16 protein-coding genes are annotated in these 15,620 nt (G+C 70.9%); 7 read left to right on the top strand and 9 right to left on the bottom strand.

Going from position 1 to position 15,620, the window contains the following annotated elements:
• The first annotated feature begins 2 nt into the window (after positions 1-2).
• A complete protein-coding gene (locus QC180_RS07290; protein WP_278261827.1) occupies positions 3-830 on the top strand; it encodes an NAD(P)H-binding protein in 828 nt (275 codons plus the stop codon).
• Positions 831-842: 12 nt separating this feature from the next.
• On the opposite strand, the gene QC180_RS07285 is transcribed toward QC180_RS07290, so the two are convergent.
• The 3 genes from QC180_RS07285 to QC180_RS07275 all read right to left on the bottom strand — a co-directional run bounded on the left by QC180_RS07285 (position 843) and on the right by QC180_RS07275 (position 4,047).
• Positions 843-1,901 carry a fused (3R)-hydroxyacyl-ACP dehydratase subunits HadA/HadB gene (locus QC180_RS07285; protein WP_278261826.1) on the bottom strand — a complete coding sequence of 353 codons (1,059 nt, stop codon included), beginning with the start codon at positions 1,899-1,901 and terminating at the stop codon, positions 843-845.
• 98 nt (positions 1,902-1,999) lie between these two features.
• Entirely contained in the window at positions 2,000-2,665 is a 666-nt protein-coding gene (locus tag QC180_RS07280; protein ID WP_278261825.1) for an Rv0361 family membrane protein, read from the bottom strand.
• Positions 2,666-3,855: 1,190 nt separating this feature from the next.
• On the bottom strand, positions 3,856-4,047 hold the full coding sequence (locus QC180_RS07275; protein ID WP_278261824.1) for a hypothetical protein: 192 nt from the start codon (positions 4,045-4,047) through the stop codon (positions 3,856-3,858).
• 1,028 nt (positions 4,048-5,075) lie between these two features.
• Between QC180_RS07275 and QC180_RS07270 the strand changes: the two genes are divergently transcribed.
• Both QC180_RS07270 and QC180_RS07265 read left to right on the top strand, forming a co-directional pair.
• Complete coding sequence (locus QC180_RS07270) at positions 5,076-5,510, top strand: DUF3151 domain-containing protein (RefSeq protein WP_278261823.1); 435 nt, start codon at positions 5,076-5,078, stop codon at positions 5,508-5,510.
• Between the two features lie 63 nt (positions 5,511-5,573).
• Positions 5,574-6,701, top strand: a complete 1,128-nt coding sequence (locus QC180_RS07265) for an FUSC family protein (protein WP_278261909.1) — start codon at positions 5,574-5,576, stop codon at positions 6,699-6,701.
• A 4-nt stretch (positions 6,702-6,705) separates the two neighbouring features.
• Here QC180_RS07265 and QC180_RS07260 read toward each other — a convergent pair whose 3' ends face one another.
• The 3 genes from QC180_RS07260 to QC180_RS07250 are packed head-to-tail and all read right to left on the bottom strand — an operon-like array spanning position 6,706 to position 9,004.
• A complete protein-coding gene (locus tag QC180_RS07260; RefSeq protein WP_278261822.1) occupies positions 6,706-7,551 on the bottom strand; it encodes a glycosyltransferase family 2 protein in 846 nt (281 codons plus the stop codon).
• A gap of 11 nt (positions 7,552-7,562) precedes the next feature.
• Entirely contained in the window at positions 7,563-8,348 is a 786-nt protein-coding gene (locus QC180_RS07255; protein ID WP_278261821.1) for a site-2 protease family protein, read from the bottom strand.
• Positions 8,345-9,004 carry a hypothetical protein gene (locus QC180_RS07250; RefSeq protein ID WP_278261820.1) on the bottom strand — a complete coding sequence of 220 codons (660 nt, stop codon included), beginning with the start codon at positions 9,002-9,004 and terminating at the stop codon, positions 8,345-8,347. The genes QC180_RS07255 and QC180_RS07250 overlap by 4 nt, the downstream gene beginning before the upstream one ends.
• A 178-nt stretch (positions 9,005-9,182) precedes the next feature.
• On the opposite strand from QC180_RS07250, the gene QC180_RS07245 reads away from it, so the two are divergent.
• The 3 genes from QC180_RS07245 to QC180_RS07235 all read left to right on the top strand — a co-directional run bounded on the left by QC180_RS07245 (position 9,183) and on the right by QC180_RS07235 (position 12,274).
• Complete coding sequence (locus tag QC180_RS07245) at positions 9,183-10,472, top strand: adenylosuccinate synthase (protein ID WP_278261819.1); 1,290 nt, start codon at positions 9,183-9,185, stop codon at positions 10,470-10,472.
• A 219-nt stretch (positions 10,473-10,691) separates the two neighbouring features.
• A complete protein-coding gene (locus tag QC180_RS07240) occupies positions 10,692-11,744 on the top strand; it encodes a hypothetical protein (protein ID WP_278261818.1) in 1,053 nt (350 codons plus the stop codon).
• Positions 11,745-11,980: 236 nt separating this feature from the next.
• Positions 11,981-12,274 (top strand): hypothetical protein, encoded by a 294-nt coding sequence (locus QC180_RS07235; protein WP_278261817.1) that lies wholly within the window; start codon positions 11,981-11,983, stop codon positions 12,272-12,274.
• A 9-nt stretch (positions 12,275-12,283) separates the two neighbouring features.
• Here QC180_RS07235 and QC180_RS07230 read toward each other — a convergent pair whose 3' ends face one another.
• The 3 genes from QC180_RS07230 to QC180_RS07220 form a co-directional block, all read right to left on the bottom strand.
• Positions 12,284-13,102 carry an alpha/beta fold hydrolase gene (locus tag QC180_RS07230; protein WP_278261816.1) on the bottom strand — a complete coding sequence of 273 codons (819 nt, stop codon included), beginning with the start codon at positions 13,100-13,102 and terminating at the stop codon, positions 12,284-12,286.
• Between the two features lie 84 nt (positions 13,103-13,186).
• The gene (locus QC180_RS07225) at positions 13,187-13,759 is read right to left on the bottom strand and encodes a methylated-DNA--[protein]-cysteine S-methyltransferase (RefSeq protein WP_278261815.1); all 573 of its coding nucleotides are present in this window, start codon (positions 13,757-13,759) and stop codon (positions 13,187-13,189) included.
• A gap of 49 nt (positions 13,760-13,808) precedes the next feature.
• A complete protein-coding gene (locus QC180_RS07220; protein WP_278261814.1) occupies positions 13,809-14,054 on the bottom strand; it encodes a hypothetical protein in 246 nt (81 codons plus the stop codon).
• A 62-nt stretch (positions 14,055-14,116) separates the two neighbouring features.
• On the opposite strand from QC180_RS07220, the gene yczR reads away from it, so the two are divergent.
• On the top strand, positions 14,117-15,619 hold the full coding sequence (gene yczR, locus QC180_RS07215; RefSeq protein WP_278261813.1) for a MocR-like transcription factor YczR: 1,503 nt from the start codon (positions 14,117-14,119) through the stop codon (positions 15,617-15,619).
• Position 15,620: the final 1 nt, after the last annotated feature.

Below are 15,620 nucleotides of genomic sequence, written 5' to 3'. Positions count from 1 at the left end.
ACATGATCGTGGTGACCGGAGCGACGGGCAATATCGGGCGGCCGTTGGTGGAGGCGTTGGTCGCGGCTGGTGAGCGAGTGACAGCGGTCTCGCGCGGGGTGACGGGCGCCGATGTGCCCGCGGGAGTGCGGTGGCAGCAGGCCGATCTCGCCGAGCCGACGGATCTCGCGGCGGCCTTCGAGGGAGCCGAGTCGCTGTTCCTGTTGACCTCAGGGGATTTCGTCGCCGACGGCGGCCAGGTGACCGAGGTGATGGACATCGCGAAGGGTGCCGGAATCCGGCGGGTCGTCCTGCTGTCCTCGCAAGGGGTCGGCACCGGCAGCCATCCGTCGGCGATGGAGGACACCGTCCGGGAATCCGGTGTCGAGTGGACGATGCTGCGGCCGGGCGGATTCGCGTCCAACGCGGTGCAGTGGGCGGAATCGGTGCGCGCGCGACGCATGGTCGCGGCGCCGTTCGGCGATGTCGCGCTGCCGGTCATCGACCCGACCGATATCGCCGCTGTCGCCGCCGTCACCCTGCTCGACAGCGGGCACGGCGGCCGCGCCTACGACCTGACCGGGCCGGTGGCGATCTCGCCGCGTGAGCAGGTCGCCGATATCGCGGCGGCGTTGGGCGAGCCGGTGCGCTTCATCGAATTGTCGCGCGCCGAAGCCAAGGCCGAGATGGTGCGGTTCATGCCCGAACACATCGTCGAGTCGACCCTGGACATCCTCGGCTCACCCAAACCTGTTGAGCGGCAGGTCAGCCCGGATGTCGAACGGCTGCTCGGGCGCGCTCCGCGCACCTTCGCGGAGTGGGTCGCCCGCAACAGCGCGGCCTTCGCCTAGTCGGAAAACGCCTCAGGTGAGGCGGATTTCGGCGGCGGCGCGCCCGAAGAGCTTGCGGCCGTCGGAGATTCCGCTCAGCAGGACGGTGGCCGCGCGGCGCTCGGGGTCGATCGACTTGATCTTGCCGGAGAACTCGATGAGGCCCGCCTCGGTGGGCGGCACGGGGACGAAGCCGGAGAAGCGCACGCTCAGCTTCTCGATGGCGGTGGGGTCGCCGAGCCAGTCGGTGAGGTACTGCGCCGTCAGGCCCATGGTGAGCAGGCCGTGCGCGACGACGGTCGGCAGTCCGGCCAGTTCGGCGGCGCGGTCGCTGAAGTGGATGGGGTTGGGGTCGCCGGAGACGCCCGCGTAGTTGGCCAGATCGCCGCGGGTCACCCGGGCGGTGGCGGTGGGCAGCTCCGCGCCCTTGACCAGGGAGTCGAACTCGGGAGTGGTGTTCACCGGCGCGGTCTCGCGCACGCCGCCGGGGCGGACCGGGCCGGTGTGGCGGAACAGCACGTCGGCGGTGTCGACACCGGCGATCACCGCGGGGCGCGGATGCATGCTGATGTTCTCGACGGCCTCGACGATGTTCGGGTCCACCTCGACGCCCTTGCGGGCCACGATGGTGGTGGTGCCCTGCACGGTGATCTGGTCGTGCTGGTTCACCAGCTTGAACCCCACCACGATGAAGTCGTTGTCACCGAACTGGCGGATCGACTCGATATCGATCTCGGTGCTGATCCGGTCACCGGCCAGGATCGGGCGGAAGATCTCGAAGACCTGGTCGGTCTGGAGCACGCGGGAGATGTCGTACTCGGTCAGCACGCTGTCGAGCAGGGCGCGCGTGGCGCTCATGCCGATCACCGAGGCGAAGGTCGGCGGCGCGATGACACCGTCGTAGCCGAGCTTGCGCGCGTCCACTTCGTGCTGGTGGGCGGGATGCAGATTCTGCACGGCCCTGGCGAATTCCCGGATCTTCTCGCGACCGACCTCATAGTGATCACGGAAGCCGAAACGCTGGCCGACCAGCGTCGTATCCGGGACCACAGCTTCGATGTCCGGCTGCGACACTGTCTGTTCCCTGCTCATGATCCGGAAAATGTTACCGGGGCGTACAGCAGGAAGACCAGTTATGTGTGACCCGTCATAGCGGGCAGCTCGCCCACTACGACGGGTTCAGCACCAGGTCACGGGGTTCCCGCGGGGTCGCAGACCTTCCACTCGCCGTCCGTGCGCTGCAGATCGAAGGTTCGCGCGGTCTGCTTCGAGGGGTCGCCCTCGGTGGAGACCGTGGCCTCGGCCAGCGCGGTGTCACCGGTGATGCGCACCGCGTTCACGCTGGATACGACCGGAATCGAGCCGTGCTCGGCCGAGATCTTGTGCACGGTGTCGAACTGCTGGGCGCTGATGCCCTGATAGAAATCGTGCAGTTCGCCGCAGGTGCTGGCGCGCAGATCGTCGAGGTTTCCGCTACGCAGCGCGTCGGTGTAATCACCGATAGCCGCCTTGACCTGACCCTCCGGCGAATTGTCCCCGCCGGTCATCAGCGCGATGACCGTGCCGAGCAGCGCGATCACGACCACGGCCGCGCCCCCGACCGCCAGCCACCACTTCTTCGACCGCTCCGGAGTGGCCGTCTCACCGGACCCCTCCGCGCCGACCCGCTGCGGCGGTGCCACCTGCCGCTGCCCCGCCAACTGCTCGGCGGGCCTGGTCGGCTGGATATCGGCAGGCGAAGGCGCCGACGCGGCCCCCGGCCGCTGCCCCGCCCCCTTGGGCGGCGAAGGCTGAGTCTCCTCGACCCCACCCCGCTGCGACCCCAGCCCCTGCTGGAACTGCTGCGCGGGCACCACCGGCCGCTGCCCGGGCTCACCACCCGGCCGCCCGGCCCCACCCGGCCCCTGCTGCCCGGCACCGGCCAGCCCCTGCGAAGCCGAACCACCCGGTCCCTGCTGCCCCGGACCACCCGGCCCGGAACCGCCCGGTCGCCCGGGCCCACCCGGCCCTTGCTGCCCGGGCCTGTCGGGACCTTGTTGCCCGGCTCCACCCTGGCCCTGCTGTGTCGGCCCACCGCGACCTTGCTGACCGGGGCCCGCCGGACCCTGCTGACCGGGAGCGCCCGGTCCCTTCTGGAGTCCACTGGGCCCCTGCTGGCCGGGGGCGCCGGGGCCTGCCTGGCCTTGCTTACCCAGCCCGACGGCACCCGCCGCGCTGATACCACCGGCACTCTGCTGACTCTGTCCACCGGGCCCATCGGCTCCAGCGTCGACAGGTCGACTCGGCCCGGCTTGTCCGGGCGCACCGGGACCCTGCGGCCCGCGAACACCCGCGCCCTGCGGACCGCGACCACCCTGGCCGGGCCCACCCGGCCCCTGCGGTCCGACCTGTTGACCGGGTCCACCGGGGCCCTGCTGACCGGGTCCACCGGGACCCTGGTTGCCGGGCCCGCCGGGACCCTGCTGGCCAAGGCCGCCCGCGCCCTGCCGAGCCTGCACTCCCGGGCCTTGATTACCGGGTCCACCCGGTCCCTGCGGACCGGCACCCACAGGCCGCTGCGGTCCGGGAGCGTTCTGACCCGGACCCGCCGGACCTTGCTGGCCGGGCCCGCGGGGACCCTGCGGGCTGGGGCTTGCCTGACCCTGCTGACCGGGCCCACGCGGCCCTTGCGGCCCGGGGCTTGTCGGACCTTGCTGACCCGGACCACCGGGTCCTTGCGGGCCGCTGCCCGTCTGGCCCTTCTGGCCGGGGCCGCCAGGACCCTGCGAACCCGGACCTGCCGGACCCTGGTGACCGGGTCCTTGCGGGCCCGGACCTGCCGGACCCTGGTGACCGGGTCCACCGGGTCCCTGCGGGCCTGGACCCGTCGGCCCCTGCTGCCCTGGACCACCCGGCCCCTGCTGACCGGCCTGACGCGGGCCGCCCGGTCCGCGCGGAGTAGACGGCGGGGGAGTCATCGCCGGGCGCCCACCCGCAGGCGGCACCACCCGATCTGTACCCTTCGGACGCTGGATCGGCATAGCCGTCGTCGGAGCCTCGGCCGGATTCACCACCCGCATCGCCACGGTCTGGTCGTCCGCCGCCGCGCCAGCGCCAGCCGCCGCGCCAGCGCCAGCCGCCGCGCCAGCGCCAGCCGCCGCGCCAGCGCCAGCCGCCGCGCCAGCACCAGCCGCCGCACCAGCACCAGCCGCCGTGCCAGCGCCAGCCGCCGCATCAGCACCAGCGCCCGCGACCGCATTCGGGGCGGAATCCGCACCCGTAGCGGAGGAATCCGTGCCCGCGCCATCGTCGAGACCAGAGATATCGGCGCTGCCCTCGGCGGTCGTACCGGCGCCCGCAGCCGCCTCGGCCGCACCACCGGCAGCCGCACCGGCACTGTCCGCCCGTGTTGTGAACTTGTGGGTGGCGTCGTCCACACCACCTTGATCGGGCGAACCGGCCTTGCCCGCAACCCCTTCGGAGGAGGTTTCGGACGAGCTTCCTTCCGCCGAAGCGACTTTCGCGTCCTGGACGCGCGGCGCGGCCTTCGATGACGCCTCCGCGCTACCTTCGGGCTTCCCGCTCGACGCGGCAGCTTCGGTGGAAGTCGCGTCCGAGCCGACACCCCCACCCTCCGCACCGGCATCGCCCGCGGACTCCGCGTCGTCCGCTTCATCCACCGACGACAGCTCGGCGCGGGTCATCGCCGCGGTGGCGATATCCGCCGGTCCCGGTTTCGCCTGTTCGCGAACGGTTTTCACGGTCTGGTCGTCGCCACGGTCGACCGAGGGGGTCTTGCCCGGGATCGACATGGAGGTCGTCGGTGCGTCCGGACCGGCGGGGTCGACCCGGTCGGGGGTCGGGGAGCCGGTGTCGGTGGGCTCGGGTTCGGCGCCGGGCAGGCCCTGGGACAGCCCGGCCAGCGGGGAGCCGCCGGGGGCGCCACCGGGCAGCGAATCCCGGCGGATCACCACCGTCTCCGCGGTCGGCGGCGGGGCGGTCGGTCTGCCGCCGGGTTCGGTGACCGCTTCGGGGGTCGACTTCGGTGCGCCGGGGGCGCTCGACGAATCGCCGCGCTCGGCGGGCCGCTTCCCGGGCGTGCCGGGACCGGCAGGATCGGCTGCCGGGTTGTTCTCGTCGGTCGGGTCGGACACCTCTGTACCCCTCGCTCAGGCTCGAACGTCGCTCTCGCCGATCAGCCTAATGGGCCGTGCACGCGAGACGTCGCCGATCGCGCGTGCGGCGGGCCGGGCGGCGTCGGGTGGACGCGCGGTGCACAATGAGTCCATGTCCTCCTTCGGTGACCTGCTCGGACCCCAGCCAGTGCTCCTCCCTGAACTGATCGACGCCGAAGACGCCATCGCGGCCGGTACCGACCCGGTCGAGGTCGCCGCCGCTCATCCGGCCGCCTCGATCGCGTGGGCGAAACTCGCGGAGGCGGCGCTGGAGCGTTCCGGCGGCGAAGCCGACTACGACACCATCGCCGCCTACGCCTTCGCCCGCACCGGCTACCACCGCGGCCTGGACCTGTTGCGTCGCAACGGTTGGAAGGGTTTCGGCCCGGTGCCGTGGAGCCACGAGCCCAACCAGGGTTTCCTGCGCAGCGTCGGCGCGCTGGCCAGGGCCGCCAAGAACATCGGCGAGTCCGAGGAGTACGCGCGCTGCCTCGACCTGCTCGAGGACTGCGACCCGCACGCCGCGGCCGAGCTCGGCCTGGACTAGCCGACCCCGCGGATGCGTCCTCGGGTACACGATCCCAAGGCCGTCGTGGCCGCGGCGACGCCCATGGTCACCGCGGCCAGGGCGAGCACGGTCGACCGGCTGCGGGCCTCGGTCGTGCGCCTGCGGCTGTCGGCGATCCCGATCATCCAGTGCGCGCTCGGCGCGTCGCTGGCCTGGTTCGTCGCGCACAATCTCGTCGGCCATACGCAGCCGTTCTTCGCGCCGACCGCGGCGGTGGTGTCGATCGGTGTCTCCTTCGGCGCGCGGATCCGCCGCTCGGCGGAGCTGGTGGTGGGTGTCGCGGTGGGGATCGGCATCGGTGACCTGTTCATCGCCCAGGTCGGGACCGGGGTCTGGCAGGTCGCGCTGGTGGTCGGCGGGGCAATGGCGGTGGCCGTATTCCTCGACAGCGGCGCGATTCTCACCATCCAGGCGGCCGGTTCGGCGGTGCTGATCGCCACCCTCGACCAGTCCGACGCCACCGGGCCCGACCGGATGATCGACGCCCTGATCGGCGGACTCGTCGGCGTGCTGATGGTCGCGGCCATCCCGCTGCACCCGGTGCGCCGCGCCCGCGAGCACGCGGCCGACGTGCTCGCGGTGATGAGCAAATCCCTGATCACCTGCGCCGACGGCCTGCTCGAGCAGAACTCCGACAAGGTGCACGAGTCGCTCACGGCCGTGCGGGCCACCCAGAAGCAGATCGACGCGCTGCGTTCGGCGCTGGAGGGCGGGCGCGAGATCAGCCGGATCTCGCCGCTGTACTGGAACTCCCGCAAACGCCTCGAGCGCATCCATTCCGCCGCCGACCCCCTCGACAACGCCATCCGCAACACCCGCGTGCTGCTGCGCCGTTCGCTGACCCTCGTGCGCGACGACGAGGTGCTCGACCCGCGCCTGATCGACCTGGTCGACCAACTCGGCAACGCCGCCGACGTGGTGCGCCGGATGATGCTGGCCGATCCCGGCGAGCAGCCCGATCAGGCCGAGGCGACGCGCGGGCTGCGCAGCGTCGCCAAGAACGCCCGCCCGGAACTCGTCGCGGGGGCGGGCCTGTCGGCGCACGTGGTGTTCGCGCAGATCCGGTCGATCGTGGTGGATCTGATGGTGGTCTGCGGGATGCAGCGGATCTCGGCGATCGCGCTGCTGCCGCCGACCGTGCCCAATCCGTATGTGACGCCGGAGGAGTGAGCGCTCAGTCGCCGACGGGGGAGACCCTCGGCCGATTCGGGGTCAGCGAGAAGCGCTTGCGGTCGAAGTCCCAGATCCGGTAGATCGGCCACTGCGAAGTGTGCATGATCCAGGCGCCGGTGATCACCGCGCGGTGGAACGGCACCACCTGGTAGCCCTGGTTGGCGATGGTCTGCAGACCGCGCAGCTGGTATTTCCACCAGACGTGCGGCGGAGTCTGCCTGCGGCGGGCCGAGATCTGCGCGCGCAGCCGGGGCAGCTGGTCGATGCGCAGCTTCGCCTTGGTCAGGCACAGCGCGAGGTCGAGGTCTTCGTGCAGGTCGCGGCGGGTGGTGGTGACCTGCTGCACCTGCTGCCAGGCGCTGCGCCGGATCGCCATATTGGCGCCGTGCACATTGCCCACCGGCTGGTGGCGGATCATGCCGAGCCGGTGCTGGGCGTCGATCGCGCCCGCGAGGAAGAAGCCGATCGGCGAATCGTGATAGGTGCTGATCCCGGTGACGGCCATGGTGTCCGGATGCTCGTCGAGGTGCGCGCGGACGGTGGCGCCCCAGTCGGGCGAGACCAGCGTGTCGGCGTCGATGCGGCCGAGGTAGTCACCGCGCGCCTGCTCGAATCCGGCGTTGCGGGCATGGGCGACACCGGGATTGCGCTCGTCGACCAGCTCGATCTTCGGATGCCGACGCGCCAGCGTGTCGACGATCTCGCGGGTGCCGTCCGTGCTGCCGTTGTCGACGACGACGATCTGATCGATCGCGTCCTGGCCGACCAGCCGTTCCAGGCAGGCCGAGATGCAGGACGCCTCGTCGAGCGTGGGAATGATGACCGACAGCACAGCGGTGGAGCTCATGTCGTTTCCGTTCATCTCCAGAATCGGGTGAGGTAGCTCCCGTTGGAAGCCCACCAGTCAGGTACCCCGGAGAACTCGAACAATGCGTACACCGCGTCGAAGAACACACGGCTCAACGGGGTGAAGAAGATGAACGCGAACAGGATCAGCATCCCGAAGGGCTTGATCTGGTCGAGCGAGCGTCGGGTCTGGTAGCTCAGCGAGGGCTCGATGATGCCGTACCCGTCCAGGCCCGGCACCGGCAGGATGTTCAGCAGGAACGCCGTGATCTGCAGGAACGCCAGGAAACTGAGTCCGTACCAGAACGCCTCGTGCTCCACCGGCGAGCCGAACGCGCGGATCACGACCAGCAGGACGATCGCGCACAGCGCGTTGGAGAACGGGCCGACCGCGCTCACCAACCGCTGGATCGACGCCTTGAAACCGGTGGTGTCGACATACACGGCGCCACCGGGCAGACCGATGCCGCCGAGCGCGATGAACACCAGCGGCAGACCGATCGAGAGCACCGGATGGCTGTACTTGAGCGGGTTCAGGGTGAGATAGCCGCGCACCTCCACCTGGTGGTCGCCCGCGCGCCAGGCCACATACGCGTGCGCGAACTCGTGCAGGCACAGACTGATGATCCAGCCGAACACCACCAGCACGAACACGCCGATCTTGGCGCGCACCGACTCCACGTCGGCGTCCCAGGCCAGCGCGCCGCCGAGCACCGTGATCAACACGATGAGCAGGAAGACCGGGCTCGGCCGCACGGCGTTGTGGCCGGAACGCCGCGGCGTGAAGGAATACGTCATCTCACCAGCAACCAGGGTCGTTCGAAGCGATAGAAGGTGGAGCGGGGGACCTTGCGGTCGGTGGTGACACCGTCGCGGGTGACGATCGCGCCCGGCGTCCCGAGCTGCGCGGCCCGCCCCGACACCCAGGTGCGCTTACGCATGCCCTTGCGGACGCGGGCGCGCACGCCGGGCATGGTCATCGTGGGCGAGATCAGCATGGTGGTGACGATGCCGGAGAACAGCAGCGTGTCGTCGACATAGGCCTCGCCCTCGAGCTTGGCGCCCTCGAGACCGGTGATGCTCGCGCGCCCCACCAGCACGGTGCCGGTGTCGTCGCGGATCAGCGGGGTCTCGATCGCGCGGCCCTCGATGGCGATCTTGGCGGCGGCGTTGCCGGTGGCGGTCTGGTAGACCCGCGAGGCGTAGGTGGTCTCGACCGGCACGTAGCCGACCTCGACGTGCAGGCGCTCGGTGCGCATCAGATGGGTGAGCACGGCGGCCAGCGCGGCGTCATCGCCCAGCACGATCAGCCGGGGCAGGCTGTCGGCGGCCAGCACGGGCAGCAACTCGTCGATCACGGCGGTGTCGGGGATGCGATCGGTCTGCGTGGTGGGCAGTGCGGCGAGGGCGATGGGGACCGGGATGTCTCCGCATCGGAGAACGTGGGTACTCAAACCGCGGTACACCCTCCTCGATCCGGACGACTGCGCGTCGCCCCTCGAACACGTGGCAAAACCCCCTGCCGACAGGTAACCGTAGCCGATGGCTAGACTGTGTCTCCGGCCACCGCCTCATTACGGCAGGTAGCTGCAGTGCTGATGTGCGCTGCCGTCGATCTGTAGGAGACTCCTGATGCCGGCAATCGTCCTCATCGGCGCCCAGTGGGGCGACGAGGGTAAGGGCAAAGCCACCGACCTGCTCGGTGAGCGGTTGCAGTGGGTGGTCCGTTACCAGGGTGGCAACAACGCGGGCCATACGGTGGTTCTCCCCAATGGCGACAAGTTCGCGCTGCACCTGATCCCGTCCGGCATCCTCACCCCGGGCGTGAAGAACGTCATCGGCAACGGTGTGGTGGTCGATCCCGGCGTGCTGCTCGACGAGCTGGCCGGTCTGGAAGAGCGCGGCGTGGACACCTCGGGCCTGCTGCTCTCCGCCGACGCGCACCTGATCATGCCGTACCACGTGGCCATCGACAAGGTCACCGAGCGCTTCCTCGGCAACCGCAAGATCGGCACCACCGGCCGTGGCATCGGTCCCTGCTACCAGGACAAAGTCGCCCGCGTGGGCGTGCGCGTGGCCGACGTGCTGGACGAGAAGATCCTCACCCAGAAGGTCGAGGCGGCCCTGGAGTTCAAGAACCAGGTGCTGGTGAAGATCTACAACCGCCGCGCGCTGGACCCGCAGCAGGTGGTCGACGAGGTGCTCGGCCAGGCCGAGGCGTTCAAGCACCGCATCGCCGACACCCGCCTGGAGCTGAACCTGGCGCTCGAGCGCGGCGACACGATCCTGCTGGAGGGCTCGCAGGGCACCCTGCTCGACGTCGACCACGGCACCTACCCGTTCGTCACGTCCTCGAACCCGACCTCCGGCGGTGCCGCGGTGGGTTCGGGCATCGGCCCGAACAAGATCGACACGGTGCTCGGCATCCTCAAGTGCTACACCACCCGTGTCGGCTCCGGCCCGTTCCCGACCGAGCTGTTCGACAACTTCGGCGAGTTCCTGGCCAAGCAGGGCGGCGAGGTGGGCGTCACCACCGGCCGCGCCCGTCGCTGCGGCTGGTTCGACGCGGTGATCAGCCGCTACGCCACCCGCGTCAACGGCATCACCGACTACTTCCTCACCAAGCTCGACGTGCTGTCGGGCCTGGACACCGTGCCGATCTGCGTGGCCTACGAGATCGACGGCAAGCGCGTCGAGCAGATGCCCACCACGCAGACCGAGTTCCACCACGCCAAGCCGGTCTACGAGGAGATGCCCGGCTGGTGGGAGGACATCTCGCACGCGCGCACCTTCGAGGAGCTGCCCGCCAACGCGCAGGCGTACGTGCTGCGCCTGGAAGAGCTCTCCGGCGCGCGGATCTCCTGCATCGGCGTCGGCCCCGGCCGCGACCAGACCATCGTGCGCTACGACGTCATCGCCTGATTCCCGCGTCGCCACAGCCCCTCCCCGCTATCGGGTGAGGGGCTGTGGCGTTTCCGCATCACCCCAGTTCACGGCCGACACGCGCGGGTGATGTCGACTCGCTATCGATTTGGGGCAGCCTCGCGGCAAACGCTATCGTCGCTGCGCGGTACGCGGGGACGTGCCGTTTTCCGAAGAGTGTGTGAGTGGGTGTTCGGCGTGATCCGTCGGTCAGATGATGTGAACTACTCGACGGCGCGGCGTCTCGCCCGCCCGATGGCCGGGGTGTTGCCCATGGCGTTGGCGGTGGCCTGCGCGGGCATCGCGGTCGCGGTGCCGGTGCAGCCGGGTGTCACCGATACGCCGGTGCAGCCGGGCGTCTCCGAACCGGCCGAGGAGGGCCGTTCCGAGCTGGGCGCCTTCGACGGTCCCGACACGCTCGACCGGCTGCGTCCCGAGTCGCGCCCGGTGCCCGAGTACACCGCGCCCGCCCCGCCGGTCGTCCTCGAGGACCTGCACCTGCCCGAGGCGGTCGAGCTGGTGGCGCCCATCGCCCCGCCGCCGCGCACCCTGCGCGTGGGTGACTTCACCCGCCCGGTCCCGGACGAGGTGCCCGAGGACCTGCTCGGCCCCGTCAACACCACCGCCGCCGATATCGAGGCCGCGATCGCCACCCAGGGCCGCTCGATCGGCATCAACCCGAGCCGCTCGGACAAGATCGCCGCGGCCACCGTCGGCGGCGCGCTGCTCGGCGCCACGGTGGTGGGCGTGCCCGCCGCGGTAGCGGGTGGTGTGGTCGGTGGTGCCGCCGGTGCTGTGGTCGGTACGGCCATCGGCTTCGGTGTCGGGGTGGCGGGTTCGACCGCCGCGACCGCCGGTGTCGCCGCGCTGGCGGCCGCCGCGACCGGGCCCTTCGCCGTGACGACCTTCCCGGCGGTCTGGTTCGCCGAATCGCCGCTGATCCTCGCGGCGGGCGCGGGTGCCGCCGGTGCCGGTGCGCTCATCGGCGCTGGCGTCGGCGCCGCCGGTGGTGCCGCGCTCGCCGGTGTCCCGGCCGCCGCCGTAGGCGCGGTGGGTGGCGGTGTCATCGGCAGTGTCGTCGGCGCGACCGCCTTCCAGGGCGACCCGAACGCTCCGGCCAGCCCGGCCGACCCGCTCGAGGCTCTGGTCGACGACCAGCTGGCGAACATGCCTTGCCCGGAACTCCCGCCCCTGCCGGTGATCCCCCTGCCCCAGGTCGACCTCCCGCGGGTCGCCCTGCCCCAGCTGCCGGACTGCCCCTGCGAGGACTGACGGTCCCCGCGACAGAGCCCCCGATCGGGGGCACTGATCTTGTCCGGAGGTAGCGGGCCGACGCGGCAGCTCCGAGGTACATCGGTATCCGCGCTGGTCATGGCGAGTAGCGCCTTGACCTGCGATTTCCACGATTCGCGTGCTTCACGAAGGATGTCCGGATCAGGACGACCGCGACCGCACGAGGCGCAGCGAGGGGAGTACCGTCGGAGCTGGTCGGCGGACGGAGGTGACTGATGGCGATGCGTGGTCTCGCGCTGGCGTTGCTCGCGGTCGGTGTCGCGGCGGGGTGCGCCCCGGCCGCCGACGCGCCGCCCACTCCGTCGCCGAGCGTGTCACCGGTGAGTACGGCGCTGCCGCCCGCGCAGACCCTCGCCCCCGCCCAGCAGCGCAACGAGCGCATCCGGGGCATGCTCTACACCCTCGGCTGTACCAGCAACGCCTGCGTGCAGACCTACTTCGCCTGCATGGACGGCTACCTCGACGGCGATCCCTGTCAGTTCTACCGCGATCACCCGCCCCCGCCCTGAGGGGCCGAGCTACTTCGCGCGCGTGAGGAATGCGCCCACGGCGGGCGCGAGGACGGCGATCTTCGGATCGTGGCTCACCCCGGGCAGCTCGGCGAACTCCGCCTTCGGCAGCACTTCGGCGACGGCCTTGGCCCCCTTGGTGAGCATCGGCGCGGTGCGGTCACCGGCGAGCACCAGCACGGGGACGCGCACCCCGGCCCAGTCGGCCTTGGTCGGCCGCGCACCGCGCATGTACGGCCGCATCACCGCCCAATCGTGCGCCGTGGAGTTCGCGGTGGCCGTCAGCTTCTTCCAGAACGGTGTGAGCCGCATGACCCCGACCATCAGCCACGGCATGCCCATGGCCTTGGTCATGTAGTAGCGCACGGTCTTGCCGCGCTTGCCCGCCGCGATCATCGGGTGCAGCTTGTCGGCCAGATCCTTGGGCGGCACATGGTCTTTCGGGTCCACGATGAACGGCGGCTCGAACGCCACCACGGCGGTCACGCCCGGCACCTGCTGCGCGGCCAGCAGCGCCAGCACCGCGCCGGAGGACCACCCGAACAGCGCCGCCTGCCCACCGGCGGCCTCGACCAGCGCCGCGATGTCGGCGATCTCGTTGGCCACGTCGTACACCCCGGGCGAGTCGGCGCTGTCGCCGCGCCCGCGCCGGTCCACATTGAGCACCGTCAGGTCGTAGTCGCTGGACAGCGTCCGCGCCAGTTCGACCATGGCCGGGAACTCCCGGTAACTGAACGCCCCGCCGAGCAGGATCACCGTCCCCGCGGTGCCCTCCCCGACCCGGTCGTAGGCGATCGTCGTGCCATCGGCCGACGTCACTGTCTGCATGCTGGTTCCTCTCGATTCCTGGGCGCCCCCCGACCGTACGCGATCCGGTGCGGCCCTGGTCGGAGCGGGTTTCCCGGAATCTGCTCAGAACAGCATCGGCTCGCCGAACCCCGGCGTCCGCTCGATCTCGAGCAGCCGGGCCTTGGTACCGATCCCGCCCGGCGCCGAGAACCCGTGCAGCGCGTGATCGGCGGCCAGCACCCGGTGGCAGGGGATGATCAGCGGAATCGGATTGCGCCCGAGCGCCTGCCCGACGGCCTGGGCCGAGCCGGGCGCGCCGAGGCGGGTGGCGATATCGCCGTAGCTGAGGGTGCGGCCGGGGTCGATGTCGCGGGTCACCGCGTAGACGGCGCGATGGAATTCCGGCACGCCGACCAGGTCGACGTCGATCCAGCGCAGCGGGTCGATCTCGCCGTCGAGATGCGCCCTGGCCCCCGTGATGGCCGCGGTGACCACCGGTCCCGGCTCGCCCTCGGTCACCGGCGTGCCGCCGAACGGCCGGGTGATCCGGGCCAGCGTCTCCTCCTCGCTCGCCTCGGGCAGCTGGAATCGGACGACGGTGTCGCCGCGCCAGGCGATCGCGCACAGTCCGATCGCGGTGTCGAAGAGGGCGGCGACCACCGTGTCGGTCCGGGTCGATTCGGTGCCGGAACTCATGAGCACAGTGTGCGCCGCCCGGGTGACACATTCCGCCCGGCCCCCTCGATCAGGCGGCCAGCGGCTTGTGGAAAGAGCCAGTTTCGGGCAACTGGACTGATTCTTCGGGTTCGGGTTCGTGGGCCCGTACCGCGTCCAGATCGCGCAGCGCCCGCTGCTCGTCATAGGTGCTGAAAGCCCGGTCGTGGGGCAGATATTGGAACGGCCAGAAGGGGAGATCGTCCCGCTTCGGGAAGGCGCGGTAGACGGCGAGTCCGACGAGAACGGCGACGGCGAGGGCGAGGAAGGTGGTCATGTTTCCCACCATCCTCCGACTGGCCTTGCCTAGAAATATCCACTTACGGAATACTGGACTTTATGGCGACAAGAGTGATCGGCGCGTCGGGCCTGGCCCGCGACCTCGGCCGGTGGCGTGACCCCGAAACCGACGGCGACACCCCCGAACGTCGCCCGCACCGGCCCGCCTATCTGGCACTGGCCGAGGCCATCCGCCTGCTCATCCACGACGGTCGCGCCCCGCTCGGGGTCGCCCTGCCCAGCGAGCGCGATCTGGCCACCACCCTCGGCGTCAGCCGCACCACCATCACCTCCACCTACTCGCTGCTGCGCGAGCACGGCTACCTGATCAGCCGCCAGGGCTCGCGCAGCACGGTGGCCCTGCCCCCGGCCATCCAGCACGACGGCGCCAAGCCCGCGCGCGGCATCATGGCCCTGATGGCCCAGCCCGAGCTGCCGACCATCGACATGACCTACGCCGCCATGTCGGCCCCGCCGGAACTGCACGACGCGTATGCCACTGCCCTGCAAGGCATTCCGGCCTATCTCGGCACCCACGGCATGGACCCGGTCGGCGTGCTCGCGCTGCGCGAGGCATTGGCCCGCCGCTACACCGCGCGCGGTCTGCCCACCGAGCCCGACCAGATCCTGGTGACCCTCGGCGCCCAGCACGGCCTGCGGCTGCTGCTCAACGTCCTCACCTCGCCCGCCGCCCGCGTGCTCATCGAGCACCCGTCCTACCCGAACGCGATCGAGGCCATCCGCGATGTCGGCGCGCGCCCGATCCCGGTGCCGCTGCGTCCCGAATTCCCCCACGCCGGTTGGGATCTCGACGGTATCCGCAGCACCGCCCGGCAGACCGCCGCGACGCTGGCCTACCTGGTGCCCGACTTCAACAACCCCACCGGCCTGCTGCTCGACGAGGCGGGCCGGGCCGAACTGGCCGCCATCGCCCGCGACACCAGGATGACCATCGTCATCGACGAGTCGATGAGCGAGCTCAACCTCTCCGGCGCCCCGATGCCGCCGCCGGTGGCCGCCTTCGCCAAGGGCGCCGAGATCATCACCATCGGCTCGGCCTCGAAGTCGTTCTGGGGTGGCCTGCGCGTGGGCTGGATCCGCACCAACCAGGCGCTGATCACCAAGCTGCTCGGCATCCGCGCCACCGTCGATCTGGGCACCCCCGTGATGGACCAGCTCGCCACCGTCGACCTGCTCGAGCACGCCGACCCCATCCTCGAACGCCGCCGCGACCAGCTGCGCGACCAGCGCGCCGCCCTACTCGACGCCATCTCCGAAGACCTTCCCGGCTGGCACGTCCTGCCCGGCGCGGGCGGGATGTCGCTGTGGGCGCAACTGCCGAGCCCGGTCTCCACCGCGCTGGCCGCCACCGCCCCCAACCACGGCGTCCTGCTCGCCGCCGGACCGCGTTTCGGCGTGCAGGGCGCCTTCGAGCGCTTCCTGCGCCTGCCCTTCACCCACCCCGAACCGGAACTGCGCCTAGCGGTGAAGTCCATCGCTTCGGCCTACGCCGCGCTCACCCCGCGCGCGGCCGACCCGCTGCAACCGCTCACCTGCTACTGAG

It is taken from the genome of Nocardia anocheti, from assembly GCF_029675105.1.
Classification (GTDB): Bacteria; Actinomycetota; Actinomycetes; order Mycobacteriales; family Mycobacteriaceae; genus Nocardia.
This window is presented reverse-complemented; position numbering and strand designations above follow the sequence as displayed.

What these genes read in the sequence shown, in the direction of transcription:
- QC180_RS07290 (WP_278261827.1), top strand. Translation starts at nt 3, where the DNA reads ATGATCGTGGTGACCGGAGCGACGGGCAATATCGGGCGGCCGTTGGTG.
- QC180_RS07285 (WP_278261826.1), bottom strand. Translation starts at nt 1,901, where the DNA reads ATGAGCAGGGAACAGACAGTGTCGCAGCCGGACATCGAAGCTGTGGTC.
- QC180_RS07275 (WP_278261824.1), bottom strand. Translation starts at nt 4,047, where the DNA reads ATGCGGTCGCGGGCGCTGGTGCTGATGCGGCGGCTGGCGCTGGCACGG.
- QC180_RS07270 (WP_278261823.1), top strand. Translation starts at nt 5,076, where the DNA reads ATGTCCTCCTTCGGTGACCTGCTCGGACCCCAGCCAGTGCTCCTCCCT.
- QC180_RS07265 (WP_278261909.1), top strand. Translation starts at nt 5,574, where the DNA reads ATGGTCACCGCGGCCAGGGCGAGCACGGTCGACCGGCTGCGGGCCTCG.
- QC180_RS07260 (WP_278261822.1), bottom strand. Translation starts at nt 7,551, where the DNA reads ATGAGCTCCACCGCTGTGCTGTCGGTCATCATTCCCACGCTCGACGAG.
- QC180_RS07255 (WP_278261821.1), bottom strand. Translation starts at nt 8,348, where the DNA reads ATGACGTATTCCTTCACGCCGCGGCGTTCCGGCCACAACGCCGTGCGG.
- QC180_RS07245 (WP_278261819.1), top strand. Translation starts at nt 9,183, where the DNA reads ATGCCGGCAATCGTCCTCATCGGCGCCCAGTGGGGCGACGAGGGTAAG.
- QC180_RS07235 (WP_278261817.1), top strand. Translation starts at nt 11,981, where the DNA reads ATGGCGATGCGTGGTCTCGCGCTGGCGTTGCTCGCGGTCGGTGTCGCG.
- QC180_RS07230 (WP_278261816.1), bottom strand. Translation starts at nt 13,102, where the DNA reads ATGCAGACAGTGACGTCGGCCGATGGCACGACGATCGCCTACGACCGG.
- QC180_RS07225 (WP_278261815.1), bottom strand. Translation starts at nt 13,759, where the DNA reads ATGAGTTCCGGCACCGAATCGACCCGGACCGACACGGTGGTCGCCGCC.
- QC180_RS07220 (WP_278261814.1), bottom strand. Translation starts at nt 14,054, where the DNA reads ATGACCACCTTCCTCGCCCTCGCCGTCGCCGTTCTCGTCGGACTCGCC.
- yczR (WP_278261813.1), top strand. Translation starts at nt 14,117, where the DNA reads ATGGCGACAAGAGTGATCGGCGCGTCGGGCCTGGCCCGCGACCTCGGC.